The 18,327-nt window shown below is 72.3% G+C and carries 11 protein-coding genes; 2 read left to right on the top strand and 9 right to left on the bottom strand.

From position 1 onward, the window contains the following. Positions 1–29 precede the first annotated feature (29 nt). The 3 genes from IH45_RS0106340 to sbnB form a co-directional block, all read right to left on the bottom strand. Positions 30–7,955, bottom strand: a complete 7,926-nt coding sequence (locus IH45_RS0106340) for a non-ribosomal peptide synthetase (protein ID WP_030662682.1) — start codon at positions 7,953–7,955, stop codon at positions 30–32. A gap of 101 nt (positions 7,956–8,056) precedes the next feature. Continuing rightward, on the bottom strand, positions 8,057–9,040 hold the full coding sequence (gene sbnA / locus IH45_RS0106335) for a 2,3-diaminopropionate biosynthesis protein SbnA (RefSeq protein WP_030662679.1): 984 nt from the start codon (positions 9,038–9,040) through the stop codon (positions 8,057–8,059). 48 nt (positions 9,041–9,088) lie between these two features. After that, the gene (gene sbnB, locus IH45_RS0106330) at positions 9,089–10,132 is read right to left on the bottom strand and encodes a 2,3-diaminopropionate biosynthesis protein SbnB (RefSeq protein ID WP_030662675.1); all 1,044 of its coding nucleotides are present in this window, start codon (positions 10,130–10,132) and stop codon (positions 9,089–9,091) included. A gap of 262 nt (positions 10,133–10,394) precedes the next feature. Between sbnB and IH45_RS0106325 the strand changes: the two genes are divergently transcribed. Continuing rightward, positions 10,395–11,048 (top strand): response regulator transcription factor, encoded by a 654-nt coding sequence (locus tag IH45_RS0106325; protein ID WP_030662672.1) that lies wholly within the window; start codon positions 10,395–10,397, stop codon positions 11,046–11,048. Here the strand turns inward: IH45_RS0106325 and IH45_RS0106320 are convergent. From IH45_RS0106320 to IH45_RS0106295, 6 genes are read right to left on the bottom strand one after another with little or no spacing between them, the layout of a single operon-like run. After that, entirely contained in the window at positions 11,020–11,718 is a 699-nt protein-coding gene (locus tag IH45_RS0106320) for a 4'-phosphopantetheinyl transferase family protein (protein ID WP_032916886.1), read from the bottom strand. The genes IH45_RS0106325 and IH45_RS0106320 overlap by 29 nt on opposite strands. A 26-nt stretch (positions 11,719–11,744) precedes the next feature. Next, positions 11,745–12,590 carry a hypothetical protein gene (locus IH45_RS1000000145065; RefSeq protein ID WP_050514581.1) on the bottom strand — a complete coding sequence of 282 codons (846 nt, stop codon included), beginning with the start codon at positions 12,588–12,590 and terminating at the stop codon, positions 11,745–11,747. Beyond that, a complete protein-coding gene (locus IH45_RS0106310; protein WP_030590066.1) occupies positions 12,587–12,853 on the bottom strand; it encodes an acyl carrier protein in 267 nt (88 codons plus the stop codon). Before IH45_RS0106310 ends, IH45_RS1000000145065 begins: the two co-directional genes overlap by 4 nt. 28 nt (positions 12,854–12,881) lie before the next feature. Continuing rightward, complete coding sequence (locus tag IH45_RS0106305; RefSeq protein ID WP_030662664.1) at positions 12,882–14,174, bottom strand: type III PLP-dependent enzyme; 1,293 nt, start codon at positions 14,172–14,174, stop codon at positions 12,882–12,884. Continuing rightward, entirely contained in the window at positions 14,164–15,558 is a 1,395-nt protein-coding gene (locus IH45_RS0106300; protein WP_030662660.1) for a preATP grasp domain-containing protein, read from the bottom strand. The genes IH45_RS0106305 and IH45_RS0106300 overlap by 11 nt, the downstream gene beginning before the upstream one ends. Before the next feature lie 25 nt (positions 15,559–15,583). Beyond that, a complete protein-coding gene (locus tag IH45_RS0106295) occupies positions 15,584–16,477 on the bottom strand; it encodes a 3-oxoacyl-[acyl-carrier-protein] synthase III C-terminal domain-containing protein (protein ID WP_234440437.1) in 894 nt (297 codons plus the stop codon). A 352-nt stretch (positions 16,478–16,829) separates the two neighbouring features. Between IH45_RS0106295 and IH45_RS0106290 the strand changes: the two genes are divergently transcribed. Continuing rightward, positions 16,830–18,305 carry an MMPL family transporter gene (locus tag IH45_RS0106290; RefSeq protein WP_030662654.1) on the top strand — a complete coding sequence of 492 codons (1,476 nt, stop codon included), beginning with the start codon at positions 16,830–16,832 and terminating at the stop codon, positions 18,303–18,305. Positions 18,306–18,327 lie beyond the last annotated feature (22 nt).

The raw sequence follows: 18,327 nt of genomic DNA, 5'->3' as shown, positions 1-18,327 counted from the left end.
GGCGCCCTTCCTTTCGTCGTTCGCCGAGCTCACTGAAAGTCCCCGAAGTCCATGTCGAACTCGTCGAGTTCGTCGTCCGACAGCGCGACCAGCGGCTGGTCGGCGGTCACCGGCTCATAGGCGGCCGGCGCGTCCTGCGCCGCCTGGGCGGCGGCGGCGAGCGCGGCGGGCGTCTTGTGCAGGAACACGTCCCGCGGCGTGATCACCAGCCCGGCCTTGCGGGCCCGGCCGACCAGCTGGATGGAGCTGATGCTGTCCCCGCCGAGCGTGAAGAAGTCGGCGTCGGCGGCGACGGACGGCAGGTCCAGTACGTCCGCGAAGGCGGCGCAGAAGACCTCTTCCTGCGGGGTGCGCGGAGCCCGGCCCTCGCCCGTCAGCGCGGTGGCCTCGGGGGCGGTGAGGGCCTTGCGGTCGACCTTGCCGTTCGGGGTCAGCGGCAGGGCGTCCAGCGTCGCGAACTCGCCCGGGACCATGTACTCCGGCAGGACGAGCAGCAGGTCGGACCGTACGCGGGCGGCGTCGGCCGGGCCGACGAGGTAGCCGACCAGGCGCTTGCGGCCGGTGGCGGCGTCGGTGTGGACCTGCGCCGCCGCGTCCGTGACGCCCTCGACGGCCCGCAGCGCCGCCTCGATCTCGCCCAGCTCGATCCGGCGGCCCCGGATCTTCACCTGGTGATCGCGGCGCTCCAGGAACTCCAGTTGCCCGTCCGGGCGGTAGACCACGCGGTCGCCCGTCCGGTACATGCGCTCACCGGCCGGGCCGAACGGGTCGGCCATAAAGGTCGAAGCCGTACGCGCGGGGTCGGCGAGGTAACCGCGCCCGACGCCCGTACCCGCCACGTACAGCTCGCCGGGCACGCCGACCGGCACGGGCCGCAGCGCGTCGTCCAGCACGTACAGCCGGGTGTTGCGCACCACGCGGCCGATCGGCACGCGGGAGCCCGCCAGGTCGGTGTCCACGGTCAGGACGGCGTGCGTCACGTCGTCGGAGCACTCGGTCGGGCCGTAGGCGTTGACCAGCGGAATCCCCGGGTAACGGGCGAACCAGCGGCGGCAGACGTCCACCGGCAGCGCCTCACCCGTCACCACGAGGTAGCGCAGCTTGGGCAGTGACGGGAAGCCGCCCGCCGTCTCCCACGCGTCCAGCGCGGCCCGCAGCAGCGACGGTACGACTTCGAGGACGGATACGCCTTCGGAGACGGTCACCTCGAAGAGGGCGTCCGGGTCGGCGGAGGTCACCCGGTCCACGACCCGCGTCGTACCGCCGGACACGAGCGCGGCAAGCATCTGCCACACCGAGATGTCGAACGTCACCGGCGCGTTGTGCACCAGGACGTCGCTGTCGGTCATGGCCAGGTCCTCGACCTTGGCCAGCAGGTGATTGACCATGCCGCGCCGGTGCACCATCGCACCCTTCGGACGACCGGTCGATCCCGACGTGTAGATCACATACGCGAGATCGTCCTCACCACCGGCAACCGGCCGCAGCCCCTCCACCCGCGCCCCGGCACCCGGGAACGGATCGTCCAGGCACAGCACGCTCAGCTCACCGCCGTACGCCTCGGCGATCTCCCGCGCACGGGCCAGCTCCCCCGGCCCGGCCAGGAGGAAGCGGGCGCCGCTGTCCGCGAGCAGACCGGTCTGGCGGGCGATCGGCGCGTCCACGTCCAGCGGCAGCCAGGCGGCCCCCGCGCTCAGCACGCCCAGTACGCCGCCGACATAGCGGGCCCCGGGCTCGCCGAGTACGGCCACCAGGGAGCCGAGTCCGGCACCGGCGTCCGTCAGGCGCCCGGCCACGCCATCAGCCCACACGGCGAGCGCGCCGTACGAAACCCGCGCCTCACCATCGGCCACAGCCACCGCATCCGGCCGCACCAAAGCGTGCTGCCGCACCCGCTCCACCACACCCGCGAAGCCCCCACCGCGCTCCGTCGCGTTCCACTCCACCAGCAGCCGCCGCGACTCCGCCTCGTCCACGAGGCCGAGGGCGGCCAGCGGCCGGTCCGCGGTGGCCGGGACGGCGGCGAGGAGGTGCAGCAGCCGGCCTGCGAGGCGCGTGACGGCGTCCTCGGTGAACAGGTCGGGCGCGTAGTCGAAGCGCAGGTCCAGCCGGTTGCCGGGGCTGGGCAGGACCGCCAGGCTCAGCGGGTAGTGCCGCCCGTCGCGGGCCTCGGCCTCCAGGAGGCGCAGGCCGGTGGCGGAGGCGCGCACGCTCTCCTCGTCCAGCGGGAAGTTCTCGAAGAGCAGGACGGTGTCGAAGAGGTCGCCGATGCCGGCCCGGTTCTGGATCTCGGCGAGGCCGACGTGTTCGTACGGCATCAGGGCCGACTGCCGTTCCTGAATGCCGGCGAGCAGGTCGGCGACGGTCTCCTCGGGCCGGGCCCGTACCCGTACCGGCACCGTGTTGAGGAACAGGCCGATCATGCTCTCGACGCCGGGGACCTCGGCCGGGCGGCCGGAGGTGACGGCGCCGAACACGATGTCGTCGCGGCCGGTGAGGCTGCCCAGCAGCAGGGCCCAGCAGCCCTGGAAGACGGTGTTCAGGGTCAGGCCGCGGTCGCGCGCCCAGGCGGCGAGGCCGGTGGTCAGCGGCTCGGGCAACGGCAGGGTGACCGTGTCCGCGAGGACGGCCGCGCGCCCGGCGCCCTCCGGGGCGGCCAGCGTCGGCTCCTCGACGCCGTGCAGGGCGTCCTTCCAGGCCGCGAGCGCCGCCTCGGTGTCCTGCCCGGCCAGCCAGGCGAGGTAGTCGCGGTAGGGCGCGGGCTCGGGCAGCGCGTCGGGACGGGCGTCCGCCGCGTACAGCGTGAACAGCTCCTTGACCAGCAGCGGCATCGACCAGCCGTCCACCAGGCTGTGGTGGATCGTCCAGAGGAAGCGGTGCCGGTCCGGGCCGGTGCGGGCCAGTACGAAGCGCATCAGGGGCGCCTGTGCCGGGTCGGAGAGGTCGAAGCGGCGGGCGCGTTCCTCGTCGGCGAGGCGGGCGACGGCAGCGCCGCCGTCGGCCTCGGCGCTCAGGTCCGTCTCCCGCCAGGGCACCTCCACCGTGTTCGGTACGAGCTGGACGGGCGCGCCGGACTCGCGGTGGCGGAAGGTGGACCGGAGGTTGGGGTGCCGGTGCAGCAGTTGCGCGCAGGCGGCGCGCAGCCGGGCGGCGTCCACGTCACCACCCAGTTCCAGGCCGAGCTGGAGGACGTACGCGTCCACGCCGTCGCCGTCCCGCTCGTACTCGGACAGGAACAGCAGGCCCTTCTGGAGCGGCGCCAGCGGCAACACGTCCGCCAGCCCGGGTCCGGTCAACTCGCTCTCGTAAGCGTCGAGTTCGTCTTGCGTCACCGACACCAGGGGCAGGTCCGACGGCACCCGGCCGCCCGCGCCGGGCCGGGCAGCGTGGGTCACCAGCAGTTCCAGCGCGCGGAACCAGGTACGGGCGATGTCCCGCGCGTCCTCGTCCGGCAGGATCTCCCCGGCCCACAGCCAGTCCGCGACCAGGTGCGGGCCGTCGGGCCGGTCCTCGGTGACCGGGGTGACCTCCAGGACGTGCTGGAGCGGCATCTCCGGGGCGGCGGCGGTGCCGACCGCGGCGCCCTCGCCCGACAGCGACCAGTCGGCCGCTCCGGCGGCCCCGAACCGGCCCATGTAGTTGAAGCCGATGCGCGGGCGCGGGTGGCGGGCCAGCAGGGCGCTGGTCTGCGGGTTGAGGTAGCGCAGCAGGCCGTATCCGAGGCCGTGGTCGGGGATGGCCCGCAGCTGCTCCTTGATCCGCTTGAAGACGCTGCCGACGGCGTCGCCGCCCGCCCACACCTCGTCCCAGTCCAGCTCCCCGGGGGCGAGACGGACCGGGAACGCGCTGGTGAACCAGCCGACCGTACGGGAGAGGTCGGTGTTGTCCACGACCTGCTCGCGGCCGTGGCCTTCCAGTTCGATCAGCGTGTCCGTGGCCCCGATGTCCGCGAGCTGCTTACGGCGGCGCCAGTCGGCGACCGCCAGCGCGAGCCCGGTCAGCAGTACGTCGTTGATCTCGGCGTGGAACGCCGGAGCCACCTCGGTCAGCAGGGCCGCGGTCTGCTCGGCGGGCAGGACCAGCCGCAGGCGGCGGGCGGTCGCGTAGGTGTCCCGCGCGGCGTCCAGGCCGCGCGTGCCGGGCAGCGGGTCCGGGGCGCTCGCGTGCTCGGCCCACAGCGGCAGCTCCGCGGTACGGGCGGCGGTGCGCGCGTCGTCGGCCAGGAGGCGCGACCAGCTCCGGTACGAGGTGCCGACCGGCGCGAGCTCCGGCGTACGGTCCGCCTCGACGGCCGACCAGGCGGCGGCCAGGTCGGGCAGCAGCACCCGCCAGGACACGCCGTCCACAGCCAAGTGGTGCACCATCAGGAGCAGTCGGCGCGGCTGCCCGGGACCGGCGTCCAGCAGCACGGCCTGGATCAGGTGGCCGGCGGTCGGGTCGAGGCGCCGCTGGGCGACGGCGGCCTGCTCGACGACCACGGTGTCACCGTCCGTGTCGGCCGGTACGGCGACCTCGGACACCGCGCCCGTCAGGTCGGTGCTGCCCTGCGGCCGTACCTTCAGCGTCCACAGGCCCTCCACGGGCACGTCCAGCTGCATCCGCAGCGCGTCGTGCCGGTCGGTCACCGCGTGCAGCGCGCGGGCCAGCCGCTCGCTGTCCACGTGGTCCGGGACCCGTACGACGACGTACTGCGCGAACGAGCCCACCGGGCCGGCGACCGGGCCGCCGTCCTCCCGCAGCTGGTGGGCGATCGGCATGATCTCCAGCTCGCCGACACCGTCGTCCGTGCCGACCACCGCCGCCGCGTCCTGCGCCGCCTGGGCAGCGGTGGCGAGCGCGGCCGGGGTCTTGCGCAGGAACACGTCACGCGGCGCGAACACCAGGCCCGCCTTACGGGCGCGGCTGACGACCTGGATGGAGCTGATGCTGTCCCCGCCGAGCGCGAAGAAGTCGGCGTCGGCGGCGACGGACGGCAGGTTCAGCACCTCGGCGAAGGCGGCGCAGAGGATTTCCTCCTGCGGGGTGCGCGGAGCGCGGCCCTCGGCCGTCGGCGCCGCGGTCGTCTCGGGGGCGGTGAGGGCCTTGCGGTCGACCTTGCCGTTCGCGGTCAGCGGCAGGGCGTCGAGCGCGACGAACTCGCCCGGGATCATGTATTCGGGCAGCACCTTCGCCAGCCCGGCACGCACCTCCTCCGCACCGGCCGGGCCGACCAGGTAGCCGACCAGGCGCTTGCGGCCGGTGGCCGCGTCGGTGTGGACCTGCGCCGCCGCGTCCGTGACACCCTCGACGGACCGCAGCGCCGCCTCGATCTCGCCCAGCTCGATCCGGCGCCCCCGGATCTTCACCTGGTGATCGCGGCGCTCCAGGAACTCCAGCTGCCCGTCCGGGCGGTAGACCACGCGGTCACCGGTCCGGTACATCCGCGCGCCGGGCGGGCCGAAGAGATCAGCCATGAAGGTCGAGGCGGTACGCGCGGGATCGCCCAAGTACCCCCGACCCACGCCGGTCCCCGCCACATACAGCTCACCCGCGACACCCACCGGAACCGGCCGCAGCGCGTCGTCCAGCACGTACAGCCGGGTGTTCCGCACGACCCGGCCGATCGGCGTCCGCGTGCCCAGCTCGCTCGACGCGTCGAGCACCGCGTGCGTCACGTCGTCCGAGCACTCGGTCGGACCGTACGCGTTGACCAGCGGAATCCCCGGGTAACGGGCGAACCAGCGGCGGCACACGTCCACCGGCAGCGCCTCACCCGTCACCACCAGGTAGCGCAGCTTCGGCAACGACGGGAAGCCACCCGCCGTCTCCCACGCATCCAGCGCCGCTCGCAGCAGCGACGGCACGACCTCCAGGACGGATACGCCTTCGGAGACGGTCACCTCGAAGAGGGCGTCCGGATCGGCGGAGGTCACCCGGTCCACAACCCGCGTCGTACCACCGGACACCAGCGCGGCAAGCATCTGCCACACCGAAATGTCGAACGTCACCGGCGCGTTGTGCACCAGCACATCGCCCTCGGCCATCGCCAGATCCTCGACCTTGGCCAGCAGATGGTTGACCATGCCGCGCCGGTGCACCATCGCACCCTTCGGACGACCCGTGGACCCCGACGTGTAGATCACATACGCGAGATCGTCCTCACCACCCGCGACCGGCCGCAGACCCTCCGCCCGCGTCCCGGCCCCCGGGAACGGCTCATCGAGCACCAGCACCCGTACGCCGGAACCAGCCGCCGCCACGATCTCCTCGGCCCGGGCCACCTCCCCCGGCCCGGCCAGCAGGAACCGCGCCCCACTGTCCGCCAGCAACCCCGTCTGCCGCGCGATCGGCGCATCCACATCCAGCGGCAGCCACGCCGCCCCCGCACCCAATACACCCAGCACACCGCCCACATACCGGGCCCCGGGCTCGCCGAGCACAGCCACCAGCGAGCTCAGCCCGGCACCGGCCTCCGTCAGCCGACCGGCAACGCCATCCGCCCACACCGCCAGCGCGCCATACGTAACCCGCACCTCACCATCGGCCACAGCCACCGCATCCGGCCGCACCAAAGCGTGCTGCCGCACCCGTTCCACCACACCCGCGAAGCCCCCACCGCGCTCCGTCGCGTTCCACTCCACCAGCAGCCGCCGCGACTCCGCCTCCGTGAGAACCCCGACGCCCGCCAGCGGGCGGTCGGGCGCCGCCTGGGACAGGGCGTCCAGGAAGGCGGCGAAGCGGTCGCGGTGGGCGTCGAGGTCGGCGGCGCCGTACAGCTCGGGGTTGGCGTTGAGGTGGATCTCCACGTCGTCGCCCGAGGAGTCGGACACCGAGAACATGAAGTCGTTGACGATGCCGGTGGAGAGGTTGGTGAGGGTCACCGCGCAGGGGCCGAAGGTCAGCTCCGGCTCAGGCGGCAAGACGTTGACGAACGGGCCGAACGGACGCCGGTCGTCGGCGCGCAGGCCCATGTCGCGGCGCACCCGGTCGCCCCGGTAGCGCTGGTGCCGCAGCGTGCGCAGCAGCGCGTCGGCGACCGTGCGCAGCAGTCCCTCGGGTGTGGCGCCGGGGGCGACGGCGACGCGCAGCGGCAGGTAGTTGGCGACCATGCCGGGTACGGAGCGGCCGGCGGCGCTGGTGCGCGCGTTGACCGGGAGGGTCAGCAGGATCTCGTCGGCGCCGGTCAGCCGCTGCGTGTAGGCGGCAGCGGCGGCGATGACCAGCGTCGGCCAGGTGACCTCGGCCCGGGCGGCGAGGGCGCGCAGGCGCTGTACCACCGGGCGCGGCAGGGTCGTGCTGCGGCGCAGGAAGCCGCTCGCGTGCACCGGCTCGCGGCCGGAGAAGCTGACCGGGTCGGGCGCGTCGGCGTAGGTACGGGCCCAGTAGGCGCGGTCCCGCTCGGCGCGCCGCGACGACGCGTACGCGATCTCGTCGTCCACCAGCGTCTTCAGCGGCGGCAGCTGCCCCTCGTCCGTGGGGCGGCCCTCGTGCAGGGCGGTGTAGAGGTCGGCCAGCCGCCGGTAGAACAGCGGGCGCACGAAGCTGTCGCTGACGATGTGGTGCGCGCACAGGTAGAGGTACGCGTGGTCGGCGCCGAGGGTGAGCAGCGCCGCCCGCAGCAGCGGGAAGGACGTGACGTCGATCGGGCGGTCCAGGTCCCGCGCCATCCAGGCGCGCGCCGCGGCCTGCGGGTCGTCCTCGCCGCTCAGGTCGACCGTCGTGTACGGCAGATTCTCCAGGGGTTCGACGGTCTGCCGGGGCTCGCCGTCCGCCTCGGTGAGGCGGACGCGGAAGCACTCGGCCTCGTCCAGGGCCAGCCGCAGCGCCGCCTCCAGGCGGGCGGCGTCGAGCGGGCCGCGGATGTCGAAGTGGTCGGCCATGTTGTAGGCCAGGTCGCCGTCGGCGAACTGCTCGTCGAACCAGATCTCGGTCTGGGCCGCGGTGAGCGGCAGACCCGGCTCGATACGTGCGGTCATGACAGCAACCTCCTGGAGGACCTGCGGGTGGGAAGGGTTCGGTGCGGCGGGCCGGCGGCCCCGTACACGCGGATGGGCGGGCGGCCGGGCGGCCCGGGTCGTTACGCGGTGGCCGGGGATGCCTCGGACAGCTCGTCCGGGGTCAGGCCGTAGATGTCCTGGAGCCACTTCTCCTGGTAGACGGTGTCCAGGTAGTGGTCGCCCAGGTCGGGCGAGACGGCCACGCCGACGATGTCCCGCTCCGGCCGGTTCTCCGCGATCCACCGCCGGGCGCCGCTGAGCACGGTGCCGGTGGAGCCGCCGAGGACGTAACCGTGCCGGACCAGGTGGTGGCACATGCGGACGGTGTCGGTCTCGGGGACGTGCACCACGTCATCCACGTACGACTCGTCCAGGATCTGCGGCCGGACACCGGTGCCCAGGCCGGGGATCATGCGCGGTGCGGCCGGGGTGCCGAAGGTGACCGAGCCGACGCTGTCCACGGCGACGACGGTGACCGAGGGCTGCTTCTCGCGGAAGTAGCGGGCGCAGCCCATCAGGGTGCCGGTGGTGCCCGCGCCGATGAACAGCACGTCCAGATCGGGGAACTGGGCGGCGATCTCGGGGCCGGTGGTGCGGTAGTGGCTCATCCAGTTGCCGAGGTTGGCGTACTGATTCAGCCATGCGTAGCCGTCGCCGCTCGCGCACAGTTCCCGCACCAGGCGGATACGGGCGCCGAGCAGGCCGCTCTCCGGGTCGGGCTCGGTGACGATGCGCACCTGGGCGCCGAGGTTCTCCATGCGCTGCCGGTTGGCGAGCGTGCACCGGCTGTCGGTGACGCACACGAAGCCGTAGCCCTTGCTGCGGGCCACCAGGCTCAGCGCGACGCCGAGATTGCCCGAGGACGATTCGACCAGGGTCATGCCGGGCCGCAGGGTGCCGTCCCGCTCACCGCGGGCGATCATCTCCACGGCGGCCTTGAGTTTGATGGATCCGGCGAAGTTGAAGCCTTCGCACTTGAGATAGAGGTTCTCTCCGAGGACGTTGTTCAGGTCCACGAAGAGATCCGGCACGTTGAATTCGTGCGGGGCGGATATAACGGGCACGTCCGGTCCTCCCAACCGCAGGCGTGTGGTCCGGTGACGGGGCCGCGGCTATTTCTTCCCGTGCCGGGACAGCTCGTGGAAGAACCCGTCGACCGTGTGCAGCCCGCGGTTCGTGACGAGTTCGTCGTATACGTGCTTGGCGACGGTCAGATCGAGGACACCCAGGCCGAAGGGCGAGAAGATGACGGGGCGGTCCCGCGGGATCTTCACCATGCCCGTCATCACGTTGTGCAGGGTGCCGTTGATGAAATAGCGGTTGCCGACCTCCTGCTCGACCAGGTGCACGGAGGTGTTGGCCTTCAGTACGTGCTCCACGTCGTCCACGAAGTTGGACGACGCCTTGATGACCTCCGGGCCCAGGTCGCGCAGCGACACGTGGAGCACCACCGGGTTGTGCGCGAACCACGCCGGGCTGGTGACGTGCGGGGTGCCCGCGACGGTGGCGAAGACGACCAGGTCGCTGTTGCGGATCAGGCTCTCCGCCGAGTCGTGGAGCACCGTGCGCGCCGTGCTGCCGGCCTCGTGCAGATGGCCTTCGAAGCCCGCGGCGTATTCATTGCTGAGGTCGTGGATGCCGATCTCGTCGAACTGCCAGCCGGTACCGGCGAGATAGGTGTGGATATAGCGGGCGATCAGACCGGTGCCGATGAATCCGACGCGCTTGGGGCGGCCCCGCTCGCGGGTCAGCCAGTCGGCGGCCAGCGCGGCGGAGGCCGCCGTGCGCACCGCGCTGATGATGGAGCTCTCCATGCAGGCGAACGGATAACCGGTGTCGCGGTCGTTGAGGATGAGGACGGCCGAGGCGCGCGGCAGGCCGGACTCGATGTTCTCGGGGAAACTGGAAATCCACTTGATGCCGTCGACGCCGACCTCGCCGCCCACGGAGGCGGGCAGCGCGATGATGCGCGCCGACGGGCGGTCCTCGAACTTCAGGAAATACGAGGGCGGATTGACGGTGTCGCCGACGCCGTGCACGCGGTAGGCGTAGTCGACCAGATCGACGATCTGCTTTTCCTGCCCGTGCAGAACTCGGGAGACCTGCTCGCCCGAGATGACGGAGAAGGACGGTACCTCAGTGCCAGAGGGGGGCATGGAAACTCCACCAGTGATCCGGGACTGACGTCCGCACCGCGGTGCGCGGGCGCGTCAGGGGGCATCGGTGCCGGGAAACCACACTTGCCGACGCCACTGACGTTTCGATGACCACTTGATTACCGCTGGAGTCGGCCGGCCGGTGGCCGAATCCGTCATTCATCCGTCATCGGCCCGTCAGGGGGGAGCGGTACAGTCCGGTTCATAGAGGCGCTGTGTGCGGTGGGCGGCGTCACCGACCGGCTGCCGCGGGGAGGCCATGATGCGCGTCGTCCTCGGGGAGGACCTCTTCCTCCTGAGGGAAGGCATGGAACGCCTTCTGGCGGCCCATGGCTGCACCATCGTCGCGTCCGTCGACAACGCGCCGGAGCTGCTGCGCGCGCTCATCGACGAACGCCCTGACGTGGCCATCGTGGACGTACGGTTACCGCCCACCTTCACCGACGAGGGCATCCAGGTCGCGCTGGAAGCGCGCCGGCAGATCCCCGGGCTGCCCGTCCTCGTCCTGTCCCAGTACGTGGAGCAGCTCTACGCCCGCGAACTGCTCGCCGACGGCACCGGATCGGTCGGCTACCTCCTCAAGGACCGGGTGCTCAACAGCGGCCAGTTCATCGAGGCGGTGCGCCGCGTCGCGGACGGCGGCACGGCCATGGACCCCAAGGTGATCGAGAAACTGCTGCACAACGGGGCGCGCCAGGAGCCGCTGGACAGCCTGACCCAGCGCGAGCTGGAGGTGCTGGGCCTGATGGCGGAGGGCAAGTCGAACGCCGGCATCGCCGAGTCGCTGTTCGTCACCGACAAGGCCATCGGGAAGCACATCAACAACATCTTCAGCAAGCTCCAGCTGCTGCCGTCCAGGGACGACAACCGGCGCGTGCAGGCCGTCCTCACGTACCTGAACGTCGCCACTGCCTGACCTCCAGACGTACGGGCCGCTCCCCCGGCCCCGCCGCCACGGCCAGCGCCGCCGCGTACCCGTCCCCGACCGGGACGCCGATCAGGGCCCACCGGCCTGGGACCTTTGCTAATGGGTCCTGTACGACACCGCCGCCCCCCGTCCCCGGCCCCACCGGCAGCCGCAGCCCCTGCACCATGCGCCCACCCGCCGCCTTGACCCACGCTTCCTTACGGGTCCACAGCGCCGCGAAGCGCGCTGCCGCATCACCGGAGTCACGCCCCGCACGCACGTAAGCCGCCTCCTCCGCCGGGAACCAGCGCTCAGCCTTGCGGACGGCCCGGTCGGCCGAATGCGGCAGCTGCTCCACGTCGATCCCGACCACGCGCTGAGCCGCGACCGCCAGCAGCGCAAGACCGCCGGAGTGGGAGAGGTTGAAGCCCAGGCCGGGGTGGCCGAGCAGCGCGGGCTTGCCCCAGTGGCCGTAGGTGTAGCGCAGGAGCTCGGGCGGGACGCCCAAGGAGTCGCCCAGGATCAGCCGGGCCGCACCATGCGCGATATGAAACCGCGCGCGGTCCTCGGGCAGGGCAGCCCGCTCGCCGCGCTCCCGCTCCTCGGGATCGAGCAGTGCGACCAGCTCACTGATGACGTGGGGCGGCGCGGACAGCGGTATCCGCCAGACGCGCACCATGCCGTCCGGCGGACACCCCGTACCGGTCACGCGGAAGCGGCGCCGAAATCGACGACGCAGAAGGACAGTTCGCCGGCCTTCTCCTCGTCCGTACCCTGCGGTACGAAGTCGGCGAGGAACACCGGGAGCCGCTGCCCGGCGAAGTGCGGCAGCTGGTCTGCCAGCAGGCCCCACGCGCCGCTGCACGGGAACTCGGCGGACGCGCGCTCCACCGTCACACCGGACGGCACCGCGACCCGCTCCGCATCGAGGCCGCCGCCCAGGAGCAGCGTGGCCGGCCCGCCGGGCAGCGACTCGCGCAGCAGGGCGTGGGCGTCCTCGCGCGTGAGCCCGCCGTACTGGCGGACGCCCGTCGGCGCCCCGGAGCCCTCGGCGGACAGCAGCAGCGCCGCCGCGCCGTCCCGGGCGTCCGTGCCCTGCCGCGGCGGCCCGGGGTTGGCCGGCACCGTCGTCTGGTCGAACACCGTGAGCAGAACGCGTCCGGCCTGCTCCTCGGCGGCGTACTGACCGGCCAGCCTCAGGGCCGTGTACGGGGCCGCGTCACCCTGATCGCTGAGCGCGAAGGACTGCGGTGTGCCCGGCAGCGCCTCGGTCAGGTACGAGACCACCGACTCCCGGGGGTCGAAGTCCGGCACGGCCGACGCGACCACCACCAGGTCGACGGCGTCCGGAACGGGCGGAAGCACGTCGAGCAGCACGCGCGCCATGTCGGTGAACGTGTTGCGGTTGGCGTGCTCGAAGCGCTCCCGGTCGAAGGCGGTGCCGTACAGCTCCGCCATGTCGGAGTAGATCCGCGCCAGGAAGGGATCGGCGGGGGCGGCCGGCCGGCCGGTGAAGGCGCGGTGCGCCGCCCCCGCGAGGCGGAGCGTCACCGTGCGGCGGCCACGTAGTCGGCCAGCGTCCGGACGGTGGCGAAGTGGCTCATCTCCAGCTCCTCGGTGTCGAACTCGACGTCGAAGACCTCTTCCAGGCGCATCAGCAGGTCCAGGACGCCGGTGGAGTCCAGGCCGTAGTCGTCGAAGAGCTTGGCGTCGGGGCCGAGGTCGGGCAGCTCGCGCTGGAGCACGTCACCGAGCGCCTCACGGACGGCGGTGATCGTCTGGTCCTGCGCGGTGCTCTCGGCGGTCTGCGGCATGTCGGGTCTCCTTGGGGTGTCGGTACGGTCAGTGGGCGGCGTCGGCGGCGGGCGCCTCGTCCGTGTACAGGCGCTGGCGGCGCAGCAGGTCCTCGGGCTTCTCGGGCGCGCCGATCAGGTGGTCCCGGCCGCCGGTCACCAGCACCTCGGCCGGGTAGCCGTGGCTGAGGAAGTGCACCGGCGAGGCCGTCGGCCCGTACGCGCCGGAGCGCTCCACGCCGACCAGGTCGCCCGGCCGCAGCGGCGGCAGCTGCACCTTCTTGCCGAGGGTGTCGTTGGGCGTGCACAGCGGCCCGGTGACGTGCCAGCTCTCCGTCTCCTCCGCGTCCGTGCGGTTGAGCAGCCGGATCGGGAAGTTGCGCTTGACGAAGGAGCCGATGCCGACGGCCGCCATGTGGTGGTTGGTGCCGCCGTCGACCACCGCGAAGTTCTCGTCCATCGAGGTCTTCACGTAGCGCACCCGCGAGACGTAGGTGCCGTACGGGGCGGTGAGGTAGCGGCCCAGCTCGTTGATCAGCCGGGTGCCGGGGCGGCGGGCCGCGAACTCCTCGATGACCGGGTTGAGCAGCGTGGTCAGCCGTTCCTGGTCGAGGTCGTTCTCCCCGTCGAAGTACGCGACGCCGAAGCCGCCGCCGAAGTCGACCAGGTCGAGGTCGAAGCCCAGCTTCTCCGACAGCCGCTCGGCGAGGTCGAAGATCCGGCCGGTGTTCTCGGCCACCACCTCCTCGCTGAGGATGCGGGTGCCCATGTAGACCTGCACGCCCATCAGGCGCACGTTGGCGTGGCGCCCGGCCAGGTCGGACTGGTCGAACAGGACGGTCTCGTCGATGCCGAACTGGCGCGGCTTGCCGCCCATGGTCAGGCCCGAGCCCTTGACCGAGAAGCTGGGGTTGACGCGCAGCGCGACCGGGGCGCTCACCCCGCGCTCCCGGGCCAGCTCGTCGATGAGCTCCAGCTCGCCCAGCGACTCGCAGACGATCGCGTAGATCCCCTCGTCCAGGCAGGCGGCCAGCTCGGCGCGGCTCTTGCCGGGGCCCAGGAAGATGATGTCGCGCGGCGCGATGCCCGCCCGGCGGGCGGTGACCAGCTCCGTCATCGAGGAGATCTCGGCGCGGGCGCCCTGCGCGCCGAGCAGCGCGCAGATCGAGACGTTCGGGTTCGCCTTGAGGGAGAAGAAGATCTCCGCGCGCGGGTGCAGGCGCTCTCGCAGACTGCGGAAGTTCGCGGCGAGGGCGTCGCCGTCGTACACGTACAGCGGGGTGCCGTGGCGTTCGGCCAGCTCGGTGATGCCGATGCCCTGGATCTCGAACTCAGCCGACATGGACGGCTCCTTCCGTCACCGCGGCCAGCCGGGCGGTGATCTCGGTGTCGATCGCGGTGACCTGCTCCGCCGTGTCGCCCACGACCAGCCCGTACAGGCGGCCGTCGGCGGTGGCGCCGGGCTCGGCGAGGGTGCTGACGGCGGCGTTGACGGTGGCGTAGTTGTTCACCAGCAGCCCGGCGCCGTCCGGGTGTTCCAGCAGCAGGCCGTCGAGTGTGCGGCGCAGTTCCTCGAAGGGCAGCGGCGCGCTCAGCTTGAGCGGGTAGTGCCGGGCGAGCGCGATGCGGCCCTCCCCGACGAAGGCTTCCTGGAGCCGTACCTGGTACGTGGACATGTTGTTGCGGGCGTTGATCTCGATGACCGGGAAGACCGTGCCGTCCGGCAGCAGCAGGGCGTCCATGCCCGCGACGCCGAAGTAGCCGTCGGCGGCGAGGCGCGCGCCGAGGCGCAGACCGGCGTCCGTGACCGCGTCGAGCTGGTCCGGGGTGAGGCGGGCGGGCATCCGGTGACCCTTGTGCGTACCGTTCTCGGTGATCGCTTCCTTGACGAAGTCGAACCGCACCGCGCCGTCCCGGCCCACGGTGACCTGGTAGTTCAGGTCGGTCTGCTTGGTCACCCACTCTTCGAGGACCAGCCCGGCCCGGTCGCTGCCGGCCGCCTCGGCGCGGGCGAGCACCATCCGGTGCACCCGGTCGAGCCGCCGTTCGCTCTCGATGACCATGATCCCCTTGCCGGACACCCCGTAGGCGTCCTTGAGGACCAGCTTGCGGCCCTCGGCCAGCAGCCCCCGGGCCTCCTCGACGGCCCGCGTCAGCTCGACGACGGTGTCACACGCCCAGCCGCGCGCCTGGGGGATGCCCAGCTCGTCGGCGACCCGGCGGCTGTAGATCTTGCTGTTGACGGCCTTGCACACCGCGGCCGTCGGGTGGGCGAGCGGCAGACCGGTCCGCCCGGCCAGCTCCTCCTCGACGGTGGAGACACCGTGCGCGTACAGCATCAGGTCAGCACCCGCCGCCGCCAGCGCGCTCTGGAGGGCCGGGTCGGCCAGCGCGTCCTGGGAGACCGTGCGCGCCGGGTCGGACTCGGCGACCACATGCACGGTGGGCAGCGCGAGGCCCAGGCCGCGCAGGTACGCCAGGTAGCCGGCGTCCGGGCGTGCCTTCAGTACGACGTGGTCGCCCTCGCCGGCCAGCAGCATGGCGAACTCGTCCATCGAGTTCACCACGGCGCCGCCGCCGGTGAATCCCATGCGCGGCAGGCCGGGTTCGCCGACCGCCCACTGTTCCTCGACCTCGAAATTGCCGAGGAAGACGAACGGCACCCGCTCGCTTCCGGCCACGGCCGCCTTCAGACGGGCGTTGAAGCCCGGCAGCAACGATTCCATGATGTCCCCTCGCCCGGTGTGGCGGTCAGTGCTCGACGACCATCGCCGAGTACGTCGCGCCCAGTCCGACGGCGGTCAGCAGATACCGCGCGCCGGGGCGCAACCGGCCGAGCTGTCCGGCCGTCCCGTAGTTGATGAAAGGATCCGCGGCGAAGCAGTGGCCGGTCACCGGGATGTTGTCCAGAAAAATACGTTCCACCGAGAATCCGAAACGGTCGGCGACCGCTTTCCAGGAAATGGTGTTGACGCTGTGCGGAATAATCAGGTCGATGTCGTCGAGCGTGACCCCGGAATCCGCGCAGGCGGCCAGCATCACCTCTTCGAGCGCCTCCGGGTAGAGCTTGTTGAACTCCGCGGAGGACGCTTCCCCGGTAATGGCCTCGGCGTGGAACTGCCCGTAGGTGCGCACGGCCCGGCCGAGGACCCGGTCCCCGTCCGCCGCGCCGCCCCGGCGCACCAGCACGGCCGCCGCGGCCTCCCCGCCGACGTTGCTGCGCGGGACGCAGCGGGCGGCGGGCGTGAAGGTCTTCTCCCCGGTCAGCACCAGTGCCAGCGCGTCCGGATCACCGTCGGCCGCCAGCAGCCGGCCGCAGATGTCGACCGCCTGCAGACCGCTCGCGCACGCCTGGCCCGCCACCGAGAAAACCGTGGCGTTCGACAGGCCCAACTCCCTGCCGATTTCTCGCAGCGCGCTGGTAGGATCCGGCCTGCTGCTGACGAAGGTACGGGCCTGCACCACATAGCGGACCCGCTCCTCCTGACCCCGCAGCCCGTCGAGTTTGGCCGCCGCGGCGAGCAACAGCTCCGCCTCGGTGCGCTCCGGGTCCCGGCACACCGACGCCAGCCCGTAAAAGCGCTGGAAACGGCGGGCCATCCCCGCGTCGAGCGGGGAGTCCTCCCGGAGTTCGGTAATCGGCACGCTCGGGGGGAGGTACGTTGAAACAGCGGCGAATGACGTCATCCGGCCGCTCCGCAAAGTCTCGGCACGCGCGCTCCCCGTCTTATTGTCATTACCAGCGATGCGCTTTCCGGGCCAGTCTGGCCAATTCTGCTGACAGTCCAGTGACCGGTTGATGACGGACCCGGTGTACGGGGACGTGTACCGCCAGAATCGGGGAAGTCGGGTAGTGCTAGCACTACTTCCAGAGACGTCCTAGTACCTGTGTGCGTTTCGAGCCGCACCCACGAGCATGGACAACGCTCCACCCGGCCCGACCTGCGGCCCCGGGAGGGGACCCGGATGCGGGTGAGAACTACAGAGAGGTGGACCGGTGGGTGTGACGGGCCTGAAGGTGGCCGTGGGCAGGCTGGCGGGCTGGAGCGCGGGGCACCCGTGGCCCGCGCTCGCGCTGTGGCTGGCCGTCGTCGCGGCGTCCGTGACCGGCGGGGCCCTGGCCCTGCGCACCCCGGTCGGCGACCTCTTCGACCACGACTCGACGGGCCGCCGCGTGCTCGGCTACGCCCTCGCCGGCACCGCGGTCGTCCTGGTGCTGCTCGTCGCGCTGCTCGCGGCGGTCTTACCCGCCGTGGTGTCGCTGCTGGTCAGCGTGAGCGCCGTGGCCGTGGCGACCGGCTGGTGGAGCGTGGTGGCCCGGCTGTTCCCCGGGCGGGATCCCTCCGCGTCCGTCTTCGCCCTGGTCGCCGTGCTCGGTACGGCCCTGGGCCTGACGTACTGCGTGCTGTATCTGTGGTTCGAGCGGCGGGCCCGGCGCCACGGGGCGCGGCGCCCCCACGTGTCCCGTACGGCGGCCGACGCCAGCCGGGCCGTGCTGCTCTCCAGCCTGGTGACGGCCGCGGTGGTCTGCGGGCTGTTCGTCTCGGGGGACGCGATGCTCTCGGCGGTGGCCATCGGAGTGATCCTGACGGTCGCCGCGGTGATGCTGGCCGCGCTCACCGTGCTGCCCGCGGTGACCGCCCGCTTCGGGCGGCGGCTGGGCTGGCCGCGGCTGCCGGTGCTGTGGCGGCTGACCTACCGGCTCGGCCCGCCGCGCCTGTGGCCGCTGCTGCTGCGGCCCAGCACCCGCCGCCCCGGCTGGACGTTCGCCGCCTCGGTGGTACTGCTCGCCACACTGGCCCTGCCGCTGGCGTGGTGGCGCCCGGAACTCCCCGGCCACCCGCCCGCCCTGCTGCACACCGCCGAGGCCGCCCAAGCGCACGGCATCACCGCCACGACCATCGTCGCGGTGATCGCGGCCACCGTCCTGCTCGGCTTCGCCGCGCTGACCGCCGTGTTCCGCTCCGCGCCCGCCGCCGTCGCGGTGACCGTCCCGGCCACCCTGGCCGCCGCGGCCGCGTGCGGCACCGCCACCGTCGCCCTGCGTACGTGGAAGCCCGAACAGCCCCCGAGCTCCTGGGGGCACAGCACGCCCGCGGCCTGGGCGCCGCTGCTCAGCTTCGCCCTGGCGCTGGCCGTCTCGGTCCTGCTGCTCCGCATGGTCGTGCTGCGCATCACGGAACTGCGCGCCGCCGGCCTGCCGCCCCGGGAGGCCACGGCCCGCGCGCTCACCTCCACCTCGGACGGCACCACCGTCACCGCCGTCATCATGGGCGCCGTCTTCCTGCTCGCCGAGCGCACCGCCTCGGCCGAAGTGGGGCGGCTGAGCGCCGTCCTGGCCATGTCGGTCGTGCTGACGGCCACGGTCGTACGGGCGTTGGCGCTGCCCGCGCTGTCCGTCCTGCTGTCCGGGACCGGTTGGTGGGCCCGCAGCGCCGCGCGCCAGGCGGGGCAATCCCTTCCTCAGAAGTAGGCCTAACACCACTGATTCCCGC

The organism is Streptomyces rimosus subsp. rimosus (assembly GCF_000720725.1).
In the GTDB taxonomy this organism is placed as follows: domain Bacteria; phylum Actinomycetota; class Actinomycetes; order Streptomycetales; family Streptomycetaceae; genus Streptomyces; species Streptomyces rimosus_A.
This window is presented reverse-complemented; position numbering and strand designations above follow the sequence as displayed.